The sequence below is a fragment of the Rhodovulum sp. YNF3179 genome (assembly GCF_050586465.1).
GTDB lineage: Bacteria > Pseudomonadota > Alphaproteobacteria > Rhodobacterales > Rhodobacteraceae > CAJXYS01.
This window is the reverse complement of the sequence record NZ_JBOCEG010000004.1, coordinates 288,483-303,032: the sequence shown is the minus strand read 5'-3', so window position 1 is coordinate 303,032 and position 14,550 is coordinate 288,483. Positions and strand designations below refer to the sequence as shown.

Here is a 14,550-nt window from a genome sequence, read left to right as displayed (position 1 = left end):
CCAGACGGATCAGGCGCTGCGCGCCGGGCGATCGGTCGCGCCGAAGGCCCGCGCACACCAGAGCGCCGAGAGCGCCCGGCTGATGCCGGCCCGCTGCGCCAGCCGGTCACGGATGGCCACGGAGAAGGGCCAGAGCCCGGCGCTGATCGCCGCGGCGCCCCGCCCCTCCTGGCCGAAGATCTGCGGGGGCCAACCGAGGCGGCGGTAGATCCGCACCATCCGGGCATCGAACACGCCGACCGCATGCGTCAGCCCGAAGATCAGGCCGATCTCGGCGCCCGCGAGCATCAGCGCCGCCGGCACCTGCGGCGTCGCCCGCCCGCCGGGCGCGAGACAGAAGCGGGTGCATTCCCAGACGCGCGCCGAGCGGATCCGGCGCCCGCCCGTCAGCTGCGCGAAATGGTCGTCCAGCATCGTGGGGCCGTCGGTCGGAAGGAACCGCATGGATCCGCCATGCCCCCCGTCGTGGCGCTGCCAGATCACGTAGAGCGGGTCCAGATCGTCGTAGCCGTCGCGTTCCAACCCGCCGGCATCCACGCTGACCGCCCAGCCGAGCCGGTCACGGAATTGCCGGGCGCGGTCGCGGAACATGCCATCGCGCAGTTTCGGGTAGCGGGCCAGGTCCGACCCGCGAAGATAACGGAGCATTCTGCCTCCTGTCGCGAAAATCGGCGCGGAGGCTAGGATCGGACGGTTAAACGGCGCTGAAGGTACGTCGACAAAAACTTTCCGCAACGCGCTCAGAGCAGCACCTGGCCGCGGGTGACGGCCAGGGCGACGGCATGCGTGGTGTTGGCCGCCCCCAGCTTGTAGCGCGCGGATTCCAGGTAGGCGCGCAGCGTATGCTCGGAAATGGACAGCGCATCGGCGGCCTGGGCACGGCTCCGGCCGAGCCCGAGCAGTCGCAGCGCATCGATCTCGCGCGGCGAAAGCGGGCTGGACGGTTGCGTTTGATCCACCCCCTCGAGGCGGAGCGCGACCTCGTTGACGTAATGGGCGATCAGGATCAGGTCCTGCAGAAAGTTCGACGTGAAAAGCGCCCAGCGGCGATCGTCGCAGCGGTGATTGACCGTCAGCAGCGCAAAACGCCCGTGCGGCCCGCGCACCGGCACCGAGAGCCCCTGCGCACCGAGACCGGCGTCAAGCGCCTCCCCCAGAAAGCGGCGCGCCGCCCGCGGGGACCAGTCGAGCGCCTTCCAGTCGACCGGGTTGAACCGCCGGTAGCAGCCGAGGACGACAGGGTCGATCCGGTCGTAATCCTGGTCGAGATAATGGGCGACCCAGTCATGGTCGTAGGTCAGCGCCGCGTACTGACCGCCCGCGGCGTTGACGGCATGATAGGCGACGTGATCGACGTCGTAGAGATCCCGCAGGTCCTGGATGCCGGCCTGGAGGCCCTCAAAGCTGTCGACCGCCGCGATACGATCCAGGGCCCGTGTCAGCCGTGTGTCCATGTCCCGCCCCCGCACGGTCATGTTCACGCGCCGTCAGGTCGCTTTCCGCGACGAGGATCGTATCCTCAAGCTGCTCGGCCAACGCGATCAGACCGTTCTTGTGCGCGAATGTCCTGAGGTCGGTCAGAACATCGATCATCCATTCCTGAGACATGGTCACACTCACACGCGAACGGTTAAAGAATCATTAATACAACCCTAGCATGTGTGCTGGTTCAGCCTCTACTCGCTGATTTCAACCCCCCGAATTCGGTGGGGGCGCCTGCTCCAAGCCCTTGATATCTCTCGCTCGCCGCAAAACGAAACGCCCCGGACCGAGGCCCGGGGCGATGACGCGGCGTCGATGTGACCCCCGGCTTCAGCCGGTGGGGCCCGCCTCGAGCGCGTCCTCGAAGGTGCGCAGGCCCGTGCGCGGCGCGGACACCAGCACCGCCATGTTGCCCGGCTTGTGCTGGTTGCGCAGCATCGCCATGTGGGCCAGCGGCAGCTCGTCCCAGGGGAAGACCTCGGACATGCAGGGATCCAGCCGACGCTCGACCATGAGCTTGTTGGCGGCCGAGGCCTGCTTGAGATGGGCGAAATGGCTGCCCTGAAGCCGCTTCTGATGGCTCCACATGTGGCGGACGTCGAAGGTGCAGTTGTACCCGGTAGTGCCGGCGCAGATCACCACCATGCCCCCGCGCTTGACCACGAATGTCGACACCGGGAAGGTCGCCTCGCCGGGATGTTCGAAAACCATGTCGACGTTGTTGCCCTTGCCGGTGATGTCCCAGATCGCCTTGCCGAAACGGCGCACCTCGGCGAACCACTCCTTGTATTCGGGCGTGTTGACCTCCGGCAGACGGCCCCAGCAGTCGAAATCCTTGCGGTTGATGACGCCCTTGGCGCCAAGCGCCATGACGAACTCGCGCTTGTCTTCTTCGGAAATGACCCCGATCGCATTGGCACCGGCCGTGTTGATCAGCTGGATCGCGAAGGACCCAAGCCCGCCCGAGGCCCCCCAGACCAGCACGTTCTGGCCGGGTTTCAGGTCATGCGGCTCGTGACCGAAGAGCATCCGGTACGCGGTGGCGAGCGTCAGCGTGTAGCAGCCCGACTCTTCCCAGGTCAGGTGCCGGGGGCGGGGCATCAGCTGCTGGGCCTGCACGCGGGTGAACTGCGCGAACGAGCCGTCGGGGCTCTCGTAGCCCCAGATCCGCTGGCTCGGCGACAGCATCGGGTCGCCGCCGTTGCATTCCTCGTCGTCGCCGTCATCCTGGTTGCAATGGACGACCACCTCGTCGCCCACCTTCCAGCGGGTGACCTTGTCGCCTACTTTCCAGACGATGCCGGCGGCGTCGGAGCCGATCACCGCGTAGGGGGCGCCGTGCCCCCGGAAAACCGATGCCGGCTGGCCGAGGCAGGCCCAGACGCCGTTGTAGTTGACGCCGGCGGACATCACCAGCACCAGCACCTCGTGGCTGTCGATCTCCGGGACGTCCACGACTTCCTTCTGCAGCGCCGTGTCGGGCTCGCCGTGGCGTTCCTGCCGCAGCACCCAGGCATGCATCTTCTTCGGCACGTAGCCCAATGGGGGGATCTCCCCCATCTCGTAGAGATCCTTCTCGGGCGCGTCGTACTCGATGACACCGGTTGGCGCGTCCAGGGCCATGGGCTCCTCCTGCTGATCGTTCGTTTTGCCGCGACGCAGAATCGCGCGCGGTTGCGCGTGCTCCTTCAATCTCACCTCCCACCGAAGGGTTCAAGAGCAATAATGCGCCAAAATGGCGCGCTTTGGCGAAATTTTATGACGAGGCCGCCCTCAAATCGAGCCCAATCATGCGCCCTCGAGGCAGTCGGACCAGTCGGTCTCTGGCAAGAGGTGGATGATCGAGTTGCCGTAATAGGCCAGCAGCGGGGCTTCTTTCGCATTTGCAGAATAGCCCGCGGGAGCCTCCAGGACGAGATGGCGCCGGGTCAGCATGCGCAGACCGGTGCGCGCCAGTTCGACCGCGCCCTCCTCGGGCACGTGCACATGCGCGCCCACGTCCGCGAGCTTCGCCTGGGCGCGCGTCACCGCCGTGACCAGGCCGGTCTCCGTAAGCGGCCGGTCGGCACGCGTGATCAGCGCGGCGACCAGCGGCACCGGCAAGACCGGCACGGCAAGGCCGACACGCCGCATCAGCGCCGTGCCGAGATGGTCGATCGCCGCACCGTCCCGTCCTTCCGCGGCGACGAAACGGCTCAGATGCAGGGGGTCGCCGAAGCCGACGCTGGCATAGCCGCGGTGGAACCGCCGCATGAGCCGCAGCCGGATCTGCCGGGCGGCAAATTTCACGAAGGCCCAGGGGCGGAACAGGAAACGCCGTTCGGGCGCGGCGGCGCTTTCCAGAAGGATGCGGTCTTCGAGAACGCGGTCGTAATTCACGCCCACCGGCACGAAGATCACCTCGCGCGAGCGGCCGGGTTCGAAATCCTCGAGAATATAGGACAGCAGGCCCAGTTTCGGGCTTCTCAGCCGTCCGTCCAGCGTCAGGCCGCCCTCGGGGAAGACCGCCTGGGTCACGCCGCCCTCGGTCGCCATCTGCACGTAGCGCGCAAGTATCCGGCGGTAGAGCGCGTTGCGATAGCGGCGGCGGATGAAATAGCCGCCAAGCGCCCGGATCAGACCCTGCAGCGGCCAGACCCGTGCCCATTCGCCGACCGCGTAAGACAGCGCACTGCGTTCGGCCACGAGGTAGGTCACCAGGACGTAATCCATGTTGGAGCGATGGTTCATCACGAAGATGACCGTCGCGCCCGGATCCAGTTGTTCCAGCACCTCGCGGTCGTAGCGGCCGAGCTGCACCCTGAAAATGCCGCGCGACAGCCACTTGGCCGCGCGGGTGGCGAAGCCGAAATACGCGAACGCGGAAAAGGACGGCACGATCTCGCGGGCGTGCCGCTCGGCCTCGCGCATGGCGACGTAGAGCGGGACTTTCTGTTCTTCCGCCCGTTCGACCACGGCTTCCATCACCTTGGGATCGTGGGTCAGCCGGTCGATCATGTCGCGGCGGCGCATAAGCTTGAAGGGCTGGAGCTTGAGCTGAAGGCGCTTGTTCAGCCGATCCACGGCGCGCAGGAAGCGCCGCCGCAGAAACCAGCGCACCGACGGCGCCAGGATACGGTCGAGCACCGCGACGACGGACAGCCCCGCCATGATCACTGCGCCCCAGACGGGGATTTCAATTGCCGCGAGCATCGGCGCAGGTTTGCAGCTTTCCCGCGGTCGGTAAAGCGTTTACAGCGTCCATGCTGCGGCGGCTACGCTGCGACGCGGCGAATTGACATCGACACAAAGTTCCACTTATCTCGAGCGCGAAGAAATTTTGTTGCATGCCGATTCCGGCCGGAGATGACATGACCGATCGAACCAAGGACCGCCCCTGGCTTTTCCGGACCTATGCGGGCCATTCCACCGCCGCGGCGTCGAACGCGCTTTACCGCGCGAACCTCGCCAAGGGGCAGACCGGTCTTTCGGTGGCCTTCGACCTGCCCACGCAGACGGGGTACGACAGCGATCACAAGCTGGCACGGGGCGAGGTTGGCAAGGTCGGCGTGCCGGTGGCGCATCTGGGCGACATGCGCGCGCTTTTCGACCAGATCCCGCTCGAGCAGATGAACACCTCGATGACGATCAACGCGACCGCGCCGTGGCTGCTGGCCCTCTACATCGCGGTGGCCGAGGAACAGGGCGCCGACGTCACGAAACTGACCGGCACGGTCCAGAACGACATCATCAAGGAGTATCTCAGCCGCGGCACCTATGTCTGCCCGCCCGAGCCGAGCCTGCGGATGATCACCGACGTCGCGGCCTATACCCGCCAGCACCTGCCCAAGTGGAACCCCATGAATGTCTGCTCCTACCATCTGCAGGAGGCCGGCGCGACGCCGGAACAGGAGCTGGCCTTCGCCCTGGCGACCGCGACCGCGGTGCTAGACGACCTGAAGGGCAAGGTGGAACCGGCCGACTTCCCCGAGATGGTCGGCCGCATCTCCTTCTTCGTGAACGCCGGCATCCGCTTCGTCACCGAGATGTGCAAGATGCGGGCCTTCGTCGAGCTTTGGGACGAAATCTGCCGCACGCGCTACGGCGTCGAGGATCCGAAGTTCCGCCGTTTCCGCTACGGGGTGCAGGTGAACTCGCTCGGGCTCACCGAACAGCAGCCCGAGAACAACGTCTACCGCATTCTCCTGGAGATGCTGGCGGTCACGCTCAGCAAGAACGCCCGCGCCCGCGCGGTGCAGCTGCCGGCCTGGAACGAGGCGCTCGGGCTGCCGCGCCCGTGGGATCAGCAATGGTCCCTCCGCATGCAGCAGATCCTCGCCTACGAGACCGATCTTTTGGAATACGGCGATCTCTTCGACGGCAACCCCGCGGTCGAGGGCAAGGTCGAGGCGCTGAAGGCCGGGGCCCGCGCGGAGCTGGAAACCATCGACGGCATGGGCGGGGCCGTGAACGCCATCGATTACATGAAATCCCGCCTCGTCGAGAGCAACGCCGAGCGGATCGCCCGGATCGAGTCCGGCGAGACCGCGGTCGTCGGCGTCAACAAATATGTCGAGGCCGAAGACAGCCCGCTCACGGCCGGCGAGGGCTCGATCATGACGGTCGACGCCGCCGCCGAGGCCGACCAGCTGCAACGCCTCGCGGACTGGCGGGCGGAGCGGGACGATGCGGCGGTCAGCGCCGCGCTCGATCGGCTGCGCAGCGCCGCGCGGTCCGGCGAGAACATCATGCCGGCCTCCATCGCGGCGGCCAGGGCCGGCGCCACCACGGGCGAGTGGGGCGAGGTGATGCGCGCCACCTTCGGCGAATACCGGGCACCGACCGGCGTGTCTGCCAGCCGCTCGAACCGGACCGAGGGGCTGGACGATATCCGCGCGGCGGTGGACGCCGCCTCCGATCGGCTCGGGCGGCGGCTCAAGCTGCTCGTGGGCAAGCCCGGGCTCGACGGCCATTCGAACGGCGCCGAGCAGATCGCGGCCCGCGCCCGGGACTGCGGCATGGACATCACCTATGAGGGCATCCGCCTGACGCCGGAGCAGATCGTTGCCGCCGCGGCCGAACAGGAGGCCCATGTGGTGGGGCTCTCGATCCTCTCCGGCAGCCATGTGTCGCTTGTCACCGAGGTGATGGAGCGGATGCGCGCCGCGGGGCTCGGCCACGTTCCGGTCGTGGCCGGCGGGATCATCCCCGAGGCCGACGCCGAGAAGCTGCGCGCCGCCGGCGTTGCCCGGGTCTACACGCCCAAGGATTTCGAACTCAACCGCATCATGTTCGATATCGTGGCGCTGGCCGATCCCGAAGCGGCCGCTGCCTGACGCTAAACACGCACACGGCCTGACGGGAAACGCCCGCCGGAATTCCCGGCGGCGTTTAAATCTTGTTTTCCAGAATCGGCTAAGGCAAACTTTGCCCGTTATTAGTGTGAAAGCGTAAAGGTGACCCCATGCTCGATCTGGACTCCATGTCGAAAGACGATCTCGAGAACCTTCTGAAAGACGTACAGAAGGCACTGGCGTCGGTGGAAAAACGCCGCAGGGCCGAAGCCCGTGCCGCCGCCGAGGAAGCCGCCAAACAATTCGGCCTCTCGCTGACCGACGTGCTCGGTGGCGACAAGGGGGCCGGGAAAAACCCCCCGAAATATCGCAATCCCGACAATCCGGACCAGACGTGGAACGGTCGCGGGCGTCAACCGAACTGGCTGAAGGAACGGCTGGCGAATGGTGAAACATTCGAAGATTTACGCATCTGAGGCGCCGGGACGAAACGGCGTCGAATTGGAAATGACATGACGATCCATATTGGCGCCGATCCCGGCGATATCGCCGAAACCGTCCTCATGCCCGGCGACCCGTATCGGGCCCGGTGGGCCGCGGAGACTTTCCTGGAATCTCCGCGGCGCGTCAACGAGGTGCGCGGAATGTTCGGCTATACCGGCACCTGGCAGGGCCATCCCGTCACGATTCAGGGATCTGGGATGGGGATGCCGTCACTCTCGATCTACGCCAACGAGCTGATCCGGGATTACGGTGCCAAAACCCTGATCCGCATCGGCTCCTGCGGGGCGATGCAGTCCCACGTAAAGCTGCGCGACGTGATCCTGGCAATGACGGCATCGTCCATCTCGACACCGTCGCGCGGCATTCTGCGCGAGCTTGCCTTCGCGCCCTGTGCCGATTGGGGCCTGCTGAAAGCTGCCTGGGATGCCGCGCAGGCCAAATGGACCATGGTGCATGCCGGCGGGATCTATTCCTCGGACGTGTTCTACGACGAGCGTCCGGACCTGAACGAGCAGATGACCCGCCACGGCATCCTCGCTGTCGAGATGGAGGCCGCGGAACTCTATACCGTCGCCGCCCGACACGGCGCGCGGGCGCTGGCGGTCCTGACGGTCAGCGATCACCTGCTGACCGGCGAGGCTCTGCCCGCCGCCGACCGGGAAAACAGCTTCGGCGAGATGGTCGAGATCGCGCTGGCGGCGGCCTTCGCCTAGCCGCCCCGCGGTGGCGGCCCGGTCAGGCCGCCTTGCGCTGACCGCCGGAGCGCGACCGCGACCGCCGGCGGCCACCACCGCCATTGCCGCGTTTCTGCGCCTGCTGTTTCCGGGGGGGCTCGACGGCCCAGGGCGTTCCGCCCGCAACCTCGATGCCCCGCCCCATGACCTTCTCGATGTCGCGCAGGGCGCCCATCTCGTCCTTGGTGCAGAAGGCGATCGCCGCGCCATGTGCCCCGGCCCGCGCCGTGCGCCCGATCCGGTGGACATAGTTCTCGGCGACGTTCGGCAGGTCATAGTTGTAGACGTGGCGCACTTCGGGGATGTCGATGCCGCGCGCGGCCACGTCGGTGGCCACCAGAACGCGCGTACGGCCCTGGCGGAACGCCGCGAGGGCGCGGTCGCGCTGGTTCTGGTTCTTGTTGCCGTGGATCGAGTCGGCGGCGAAACCGGCCGCGACGAGCGATTTCATCAGCCGCTCCGCCCCGTGCTTGGTGCGGGAAAAGACCAGCGCCAGCTGGTTCGGATGCCCGGAAAGCAGTTCCTTGAGCAGCGCCGATTTCTCGCCCTGGGGCACGAAATGCACCGATTGGGCAATCTTGTCGGCGGCCCGTCCCGGGGGCGCCACCTCGACCCGGACCGGATCGGTCAGGTAGGCGGCCGCGATCTCGGCCATCTGCTTGGGCATGGTCGCGGAGAAGAGCAGCGTCTGGCGCTTGCGGGGCAGAAGCCCGGCAATCCGGCGCAGCGCGTGAATGAAGCCCATGTCCAGCATCTGGTCGGCCTCGTCGAGCACGAGGAACTGCGTCTGGCCCAGATCGATCGCCCGGCGGTCCAGCAGGTCGAGTAGCCGCCCCGGTGTCGCCACCAGGATGTCCGTGCCGCGGCTCATCCGCTTGACCTGCGCGTTGATCGAGGTGCCGCCGACCACCATCGCCGTGTTCAAACGCGTCTGGGCGAGAAAGCCGTTGAGCGTGTCGCTGATCTGGCGGGCCAGCTCGCGCGTCGGCGCCAGGATCAGCGCCTTGGCGCTTTTCGGCGCCGGGCGGCGCCCCGCGGCATTGAGAAGCTGCACGAGCGGCAGGCCGAAGGCCGCCGTCTTGCCGGTGCCGGTCTGGGCGAGACCCATAAGGTCGCGGCCGCGCAGGACATGCGGGATTGCCTCTGTCTGGATCGGTGTGGGCGCGGTGTAGCCCTGCTCGGCTACGCGGGTCAGCAGGTCGGGCGTAAGCCCGAGGGTGTCGAATGACATCGGAGAGTTTCCTTTCGGGAAGCGGCCGTCCGGGCCGCGAATAACAGGATGCGCTGCGACGCGGATATGCCGCGACGGCGCATATGGCGCAAAGGATGTCAGCCGCGCCTCGCCCCGGGCCGGATTGCCCGATGGCCGGCGCTGCCGGCGGACCCCCTGCGTGATCGTGGGAACCTGGTGTGCCGTGCGTCTGCACGGCTTTCCCGGCTGGCGGGCGCCCACCCTTCGGTGGCGCGGCCTCTCCGCTCACGCGGCGGAGCCAGTCGGGTCCGTGTTACTTGGGACGCCGCGCGCCCCAAGTCAACATGTTTTACCTATCTCTGCGCAGATCAGAGCGTGCGCTCCACCATTTTCTTCTTGATCTCCGCGATCGCCTTGGCGGGGTTGAGCCCCTTGGGACAGGTCTTCGCGCAGTTCATGATGGTATGGCAACGGTAGAGCTTGAACGGGTCTTCCAGGTCGTCGAGCCGCTCGCCGGTGGCCTCGTCGCGGCTGTCAATGATCCAGCGATAGGCGTGCAGCAGCGCGGCCGGTCCGAGATAGCGGTCACCGTTCCACCAATAGGACGGGCAGGACGTGGAACAGCAGGCACACATCACGCATTCGTAAAGCCCGTCGAGCTTCTCGCGGTCCTCGATGGTCTGGCGCCATTCGGTCTGCGGCTCGTTCGTCGTCGTCTCGAGCCACGGCTTCACCGCCGCGTGCTGGGCATAGAAATGGGTGAGATCCGGGATCAGGTCCTTGACCACCGGCATGTGGGGCAGCGGATACACCCGAACATCGCCCTTCACCTCGTCGATGCCATAGGTGCAGGCCAGCGTGTTGCCACCGTCGATATTCATCGCGCAGGACCCGCAGATGCCCTCGCGGCAAGACCGGCGGAAGGTCAGGGTCGGGTCGATCTCGTTCTTGATCTTGATCAGCGCGTCGAGAACCATCGGCCCGCAATCGTCGAGATCGACATGGTAGGTGTCGATCCGCGGATTGTCCCCGCTGTCAGGGTCCCAGCGATAGATGCGGAACGCCCGCACATTCGTGGCGCCCTCGGGCTTGGGCCAGGTCTTGCCCGTCTTGACCTGCGAATTCTTGGGGAGGGTCAGTTGAACCATGTTGCCAATTCCTTTCCGCGTCCTCAGCTGCCAAGCGGTTCTGTCGGCCGCTGGCCGGTCAGGTTTATGACGCACTGGATGTAGACCTGTTCCGGGTCGCGCCCGGCCAGGAAATCGCTGCCGATGGTCACATCGAAGGTGGTGATCGGACCGTCGCTACCGACGCCCATGCCCACGCGGCCGCGCGGGCTCTCCGCCAGGCGTGCCCGCTCGCGGCAGCGCTCCATCGCATCGTCGAGCGGCACCCTTTGCGGGCCACAGGCCGACGCCGCGAGGGCGGAAACCCCCGCGACCGCCAGGCCGATATGACGCCCGGTGCAACGCATGCTCAGTACACGCGCGCCTTCGGGGCGATCTTGGCGGTATCAATCCCGCCTTTCTCCTGCGGCGTCAGCGGGTCGAGATGCACCGGGCGATAGTCGAGCTTGACGCTGCTGTTGCCCTCCACCCAGGACAGGGTGTGAACACGCCAGGTCTCGTCGTCGCGATCCGGGTGATCCTCGTGGGCGTGGGCGCCGCGGCTTTCCTTGCGGGCCTCGGCGCTGACGATGGTGGTCAACGCGTTCGGCATGAGGTTGGTCAGCTCCAGCGTCTCCATCAGGTCGGAGTTCCAGATCATCGACCGGTCGGTGACCTGCAGATCGTCGAGCTTGTCCGCGACGGCCGCCATCTTCTTGCAGCCCTCGGCGAGCGTCTTTTCGCTACGGAACACGGCGGCATCGTCCTGCATGGTCTTCTGCATCTCGAGGCGCAGTTCTGCCGTCGGCGTCCCGCCATCCGCGTGGCGCAGCTTGTCGAAGCGGTCGAGCGCCGCATCGACCGACGCCTTGTTGAGCGCTGGGGCCGGTGCGTTCGGATCGACCACTTCGCCCGCGCGCAGCGCCGCGGCGCGGCCGAAGACCACGAGGTCGATCAGCGAGTTCGACCCGAGCCTGTTCGCCCCGTGCACGCTGGCACAGCCGGCTTCGCCCACGGCCATCAGGCCGGGCGCGATGCGGTCCGGGTCGTCCGTGGTCGGGTTCAGCACCTCGCCCCAGTAATTCGTCGGGATGCCGCCCATGTTGTAATGCACCGTCGGAAGCACCGGGATCGGTTCCTTGGTCACGTCGACGCCCGCGAAAATGCGTGCCGATTCCGAGATGCCCGGCAGCCGCTCGGCCAGGGTCGCGGGCGGCAGGTGGCTCAGGTTCAGATGGATGTGATCCTTGTTCGGGCCGACGCCGCGGCCCTCGCGGATTTCCATCGTCATGCACCGGCTCACCACGTCGCGCGACGCGAGGTCCTTGTAGGTGGGCGCGTAGCGTTCCATGAAGCGCTCGCCCTCGGAATTGGTGAGATACCCGCCTTCGCCGCGCGCACCCTCGGTGATGAGGCAGCCGGCGCCGTAGATGCCCGTGGGGTGGAACTGCACGAATTCCATGTCCTGCAACGGCAACCCGGCCCGCGCGACCATGCCGCCCCCGTCACCGGTGCAGGTATGCGCGGAGGTGGCCGAGAAATAGGCCCGGCCATAGCCGCCGGTCGCCAGCACGGTCATCTTGGCGTTGAAGACGTGGATCGTGCCGTCGTCGAGCTTCCAGGCCACCACGCCCTGGCACTGGCCGTCCTCGGACATGATCAGGTCGATGGCGAAATACTCGATGAAGAATTCCGCCTTCTGCTTCAGGCTCTGGCCGTAGAGCGTGTGCAGGATGGCGTGGCCCGTCCGGTCCGCGGCCGCACAGGTGCGCTGCACCGGAGGACCCTCGCCGAACTCGGTCGTATGGCCCCCGAAGGGCCGCTGGTAGATCTTGCCCTCTTCGGTGCGCGAGAAGGGCACGCCGTAATGCTCGAGCTCGTAGACCGCCTTCGGCGCCTCGCGGGCGAGATATTCCATCGCGTCGGTATCGCCCAGCCAGTCCGACCCTTTCACGGTGTCGTACATGTGCCATTGCCAGTCGTCCGGCCCCATGTTGCCGAGTGAGGCCGCGATGCCGCCCTGGGCCGCAACGGTGTGCGAGCGGGTCGGGAAGACCTTGGTGACGCAGGCGGTGCTGAGGCCCTGTTCGGCCATGCCCAGCGTCGCGCGCAGGCCGGAGCCGCCGGCGCCCACCACGACCACGTCGTAATTGTGATATTCGATATCGTAAGATGCCATGTCCGTCTCCGATCAGGCGCCGAGCGCGATCTTGACCACCGCGAAGACGCCGGCGATGGCAAGGGCCCAGCAGAGCAGCGTGTTCGCGATCAGCAGGACCACGCCGGCCTTGCCGTGCACGTAGTCCTCTATCACCACCTGCAAACCCATCATCAGGTGATAGAAGGCGGTGATGATGAAGAGGATCGCGATCACGGCGTTCCAGGGGTTCGTGTAGGTCTCGACCACGGCGTCGTGGCCGGCGCCGAGATTGCTCCCGAACGGCACCACGAAGAAGATGGTCAGGGGCACCAGCGCGATTGCGGTCAGGCGCTGCATCCACCAGTGATGGGTGCCTTCCTTGGCAGACCCCAGCCCGGCGACGCGCTTGTAACTTGTCAGGATGCTCATGTCTGCCTCACCACGTTGCGGCCAGAAGAAGGGCGGCGATGACGACGGCCAGCACCAGGCCGATGATCCCGCTCTGCTGCGTCGACTCGTTGTCGAACCCGGCGCCGGTGTCCCAGATCAGGTGCCGCACGCCGTTCATCAGGTGATATGACAGCGCCAGCAGCGACAGGAACAGCACGAGATCGCCGATCCAGGATGTCAGCACCCCGTCGACGGTGGCGAAATACTCGGCCGAGGTCGCCGCGGCGAGGAACCACCAGACGACCAGAACGGCGCCCAGCGCCATGGCCGTGCCGGTGATCCGGTGCAAGATGGACATGATCGCGTTGAGCGGCCAGCGGTAGATTGTGGCGTGGGGCGACAGCGGGCGGTTTCCCCGGTTCACGTCAGCCATGGGGCGTCCCTTCTCTTTGCAGTCTCTGCATCTGGTTTACTGCTTAGCCCATTTGCGGCGCTTGTCACATAGTCAGAGCCGCGGCAGGGCGGAAAAATCGCATCTGATTGCGTGCATTTCCAGTTTCGTGATCACGCTTTCTGATCACGTGATCACAAATTCAAGCCCTGCGGGGACATCATCGCATACGATAGTATGCTGATCTGCGACTCACCTTGAACACCCCAAAATTGGCTAGCCGGATGTTCATGGGACCCCTCAACGCGGCATCAGCGCCCAGTAATCGAGGTCGAGCAGCACATGGGGAAGATACTTGCCCTCGGCATTCCTGAGCCCCGCCTCGGGGCCCTCGCCCTTCGTCGCGACCAGCCGCAACCGCAGCGCCCCTACGCCGGGCGCGTCCGTCTCGGCGGTCTCCAGCACCTCGGTCCAGGCCCGGACCGTATCGCCGGCGAAACACGGATTGGCATGCGCGCCGCCGTTCAGCGCCACGATCATCTGCGCGTTCGCCAGCCCGTTGAAGCTGAGCGCGCGCGCCAGGCTGATGACGTGGCCGCCATATATCAGCCGTCGGCCGTCTTCGCGCAGGGTCGCGTCGAAATGGACCTTCGCGGTATTCTGCCACAGCCGTGTCGCCATCATGTGCTCGGCTTCCTCGACGGTGACGCCATCGACATGGTCGATCACCTCGCCCACGGCATAGTCCGCCCAGCGATGCGGCTCGCCGGAGAGGGCGAAATCATAACCGGTGAAATCGAGCCCGGGCGCACTCACGAGGTCTTCGGCCGAAACGGCATCGGCCAGGTCCGGGATCGTGGTCTCGGGGGCCGGTGCGTCGAGCCGCAGCTTCCGAACCATGACCCAGCGGACGTAGTCCAGCACAACCTCGTCGCGCTGGTTGAGACCACGGGTCCGCACCCAGACCACGCCCGACCTGCCGTTCGAGTTCTGCTTCAGCCCGATCACCTCGGACTCCGCGCGCAGCGTATCCCCCGGCCAGACCGGCGCCCGGAAACGGCCCTCGGCGTAGCCCAGATTGGCCACGGCGTTGAGCGAGATGTCCGGCACGGTCTTTCCGAACACCGTGTGAAACGCGATCAGGTCGTCCAGCGGCGCGGCGGGCAGCCCGCAGGCCCGCGCGAATTCGTCCGAGGAATGCAAGGCATGACGCGCCGGGTAGAGCGCGTGGTAGAGCGCGCGCTCCCCGCCTGAAACGGTGCGCGGCACGGCGTGGGCAATCACCTCGCCCAGGCGGTAATCCTCGAAGAAGCGGCCGGGATTGGTCTTGGTCATCGG

Annotated in this window: 15 protein-coding genes; 3 read left to right on the top strand and 12 right to left on the bottom strand. The window is 66.4% G+C overall.

From position 1 onward, the window contains the following. Positions 1–9: 9 nt before the first annotated feature. The 5 genes from ACQ5SP_RS09180 to ACQ5SP_RS09160 form a co-directional block, all read right to left on the bottom strand. Positions 10–648 (bottom strand): acyl-homoserine-lactone synthase, encoded by a 639-nt coding sequence (locus ACQ5SP_RS09180; RefSeq protein ID WP_430938059.1) that lies wholly within the window; start codon positions 646–648, stop codon positions 10–12. A gap of 92 nt (positions 649–740) precedes the next feature. Next, a complete protein-coding gene (locus ACQ5SP_RS09175) occupies positions 741–1,454 on the bottom strand; it encodes a helix-turn-helix transcriptional regulator (RefSeq protein ID WP_430938058.1) in 714 nt (237 codons plus the stop codon). After that, positions 1,399–1,593, bottom strand: coding sequence for a hypothetical protein (locus tag ACQ5SP_RS09170; protein WP_430938057.1), 195 nt, complete (start codon positions 1,591–1,593; stop codon positions 1,399–1,401). The genes ACQ5SP_RS09175 and ACQ5SP_RS09170 overlap by 56 nt, the downstream gene beginning before the upstream one ends. Positions 1,594–1,812: 219 nt before the next feature. After that, complete coding sequence (ccrA, locus tag ACQ5SP_RS09165) at positions 1,813–3,105, bottom strand: crotonyl-CoA carboxylase/reductase (RefSeq protein ID WP_430938056.1); 1,293 nt, start codon at positions 3,103–3,105, stop codon at positions 1,813–1,815. A gap of 165 nt (positions 3,106–3,270) precedes the next feature. Then, complete coding sequence (locus tag ACQ5SP_RS09160; RefSeq protein WP_430938055.1) at positions 3,271–4,674, bottom strand: 1-acyl-sn-glycerol-3-phosphate acyltransferase; 1,404 nt, start codon at positions 4,672–4,674, stop codon at positions 3,271–3,273. Between the two features lie 158 nt (positions 4,675–4,832). On the opposite strand from ACQ5SP_RS09160, the gene ACQ5SP_RS09155 reads away from it, so the two are divergent. The 3 genes from ACQ5SP_RS09155 (at position 4,833) to deoD (ending at position 7,972) form a co-directional block, all read left to right on the top strand. After that, positions 4,833–6,797, top strand: coding sequence for a protein meaA (locus ACQ5SP_RS09155; RefSeq protein ID WP_430938054.1), 1,965 nt, complete (start codon positions 4,833–4,835; stop codon positions 6,795–6,797). Between the two features lie 128 nt (positions 6,798–6,925). Beyond that, positions 6,926–7,231, top strand: a complete 306-nt coding sequence (locus tag ACQ5SP_RS09150; RefSeq protein ID WP_430938053.1) for an H-NS family nucleoid-associated regulatory protein — start codon at positions 6,926–6,928, stop codon at positions 7,229–7,231. Between the two features lie 36 nt (positions 7,232–7,267). Then, complete coding sequence (deoD, locus tag ACQ5SP_RS09145) at positions 7,268–7,972, top strand: purine-nucleoside phosphorylase (RefSeq protein WP_430938052.1); 705 nt, start codon at positions 7,268–7,270, stop codon at positions 7,970–7,972. A gap of 22 nt (positions 7,973–7,994) precedes the next feature. On the opposite strand, the gene ACQ5SP_RS09140 is transcribed toward deoD, so the two are convergent. The 7 genes from ACQ5SP_RS09140 to ACQ5SP_RS09110 all read right to left on the bottom strand — a co-directional run bounded on the left by ACQ5SP_RS09140 (position 7,995) and on the right by ACQ5SP_RS09110 (position 14,547). Further along, a complete protein-coding gene (locus tag ACQ5SP_RS09140; RefSeq protein ID WP_430938051.1) occupies positions 7,995–9,224 on the bottom strand; it encodes a DEAD/DEAH box helicase in 1,230 nt (409 codons plus the stop codon). A 329-nt stretch (positions 9,225–9,553) separates the two neighbouring features. Next, a complete protein-coding gene (locus tag ACQ5SP_RS09135) occupies positions 9,554–10,333 on the bottom strand; it encodes a succinate dehydrogenase iron-sulfur subunit (protein ID WP_430938050.1) in 780 nt (259 codons plus the stop codon). Positions 10,334–10,356: 23 nt separating this feature from the next. Continuing rightward, the gene (locus ACQ5SP_RS09130) at positions 10,357–10,659 is read right to left on the bottom strand and encodes a hypothetical protein (RefSeq protein WP_430938049.1); all 303 of its coding nucleotides are present in this window, start codon (positions 10,657–10,659) and stop codon (positions 10,357–10,359) included. 2 nt (positions 10,660–10,661) lie between these two features. Then, positions 10,662–12,470: a succinate dehydrogenase flavoprotein subunit gene (gene sdhA / locus ACQ5SP_RS09125; RefSeq protein WP_430938048.1), complete on the bottom strand. Its 1,809-nt coding sequence runs from the start codon at positions 12,468–12,470 to the stop codon at positions 10,662–10,664. A gap of 12 nt (positions 12,471–12,482) precedes the next feature. Continuing rightward, positions 12,483–12,860 (bottom strand): succinate dehydrogenase, hydrophobic membrane anchor protein, encoded by a 378-nt coding sequence (sdhD, locus tag ACQ5SP_RS09120; protein ID WP_430938047.1) that lies wholly within the window; start codon positions 12,858–12,860, stop codon positions 12,483–12,485. A 7-nt stretch (positions 12,861–12,867) separates the two neighbouring features. Next, positions 12,868–13,254 (bottom strand): succinate dehydrogenase, cytochrome b556 subunit, encoded by a 387-nt coding sequence (gene sdhC / locus ACQ5SP_RS09115; RefSeq protein WP_430938046.1) that lies wholly within the window; start codon positions 13,252–13,254, stop codon positions 12,868–12,870. 258 nt (positions 13,255–13,512) lie between these two features. Beyond that, positions 13,513–14,547, bottom strand: a complete 1,035-nt coding sequence (locus ACQ5SP_RS09110) for a MaoC family dehydratase (RefSeq protein ID WP_430938045.1) — start codon at positions 14,545–14,547, stop codon at positions 13,513–13,515. Positions 14,548–14,550 lie beyond the last annotated feature (3 nt).

Coding starts and splice junctions, on each gene's coding strand:
- ccrA (WP_430938056.1), bottom strand. CDS start 3,105: ATGGCCCTGGACGCGCCAACCGGTGTCATCGAGTACGACGCGCCCGAG.
- ACQ5SP_RS09175 (WP_430938058.1), bottom strand. CDS start 1,454: ATGGACACACGGCTGACACGGGCCCTGGATCGTATCGCGGCGGTCGAC.
- ACQ5SP_RS09180 (WP_430938059.1), bottom strand. CDS start 648: ATGCTCCGTTATCTTCGCGGGTCGGACCTGGCCCGCTACCCGAAACTG.
- ACQ5SP_RS09135 (WP_430938050.1), bottom strand. CDS start 10,333: ATGGTTCAACTGACCCTCCCCAAGAATTCGCAGGTCAAGACGGGCAAG.
- deoD (WP_430938052.1), top strand. CDS start 7,268: ATGACGATCCATATTGGCGCCGATCCCGGCGATATCGCCGAAACCGTC.
- ACQ5SP_RS09130 (WP_430938049.1), bottom strand. CDS start 10,659: ATGCGTTGCACCGGGCGTCATATCGGCCTGGCGGTCGCGGGGGTTTCC.
- ACQ5SP_RS09160 (WP_430938055.1), bottom strand. CDS start 4,674: ATGCTCGCGGCAATTGAAATCCCCGTCTGGGGCGCAGTGATCATGGCG.
- sdhC (WP_430938046.1), bottom strand. CDS start 13,254: ATGGCTGACGTGAACCGGGGAAACCGCCCGCTGTCGCCCCACGCCACA.
- ACQ5SP_RS09140 (WP_430938051.1), bottom strand. CDS start 9,224: ATGTCATTCGACACCCTCGGGCTTACGCCCGACCTGCTGACCCGCGTA.
- ACQ5SP_RS09170 (WP_430938057.1), bottom strand. CDS start 1,593: ATGATCGATGTTCTGACCGACCTCAGGACATTCGCGCACAAGAACGGT.
- ACQ5SP_RS09155 (WP_430938054.1), top strand. CDS start 4,833: ATGACCGATCGAACCAAGGACCGCCCCTGGCTTTTCCGGACCTATGCG.
- ACQ5SP_RS09110 (WP_430938045.1), bottom strand. CDS start 14,547: ATGACCAAGACCAATCCCGGCCGCTTCTTCGAGGATTACCGCCTGGGC.
- sdhA (WP_430938048.1), bottom strand. CDS start 12,470: ATGGCATCTTACGATATCGAATATCACAATTACGACGTGGTCGTGGTG.
- sdhD (WP_430938047.1), bottom strand. CDS start 12,860: ATGAGCATCCTGACAAGTTACAAGCGCGTCGCCGGGCTGGGGTCTGCC.
- ACQ5SP_RS09150 (WP_430938053.1), top strand. CDS start 6,926: ATGCTCGATCTGGACTCCATGTCGAAAGACGATCTCGAGAACCTTCTG.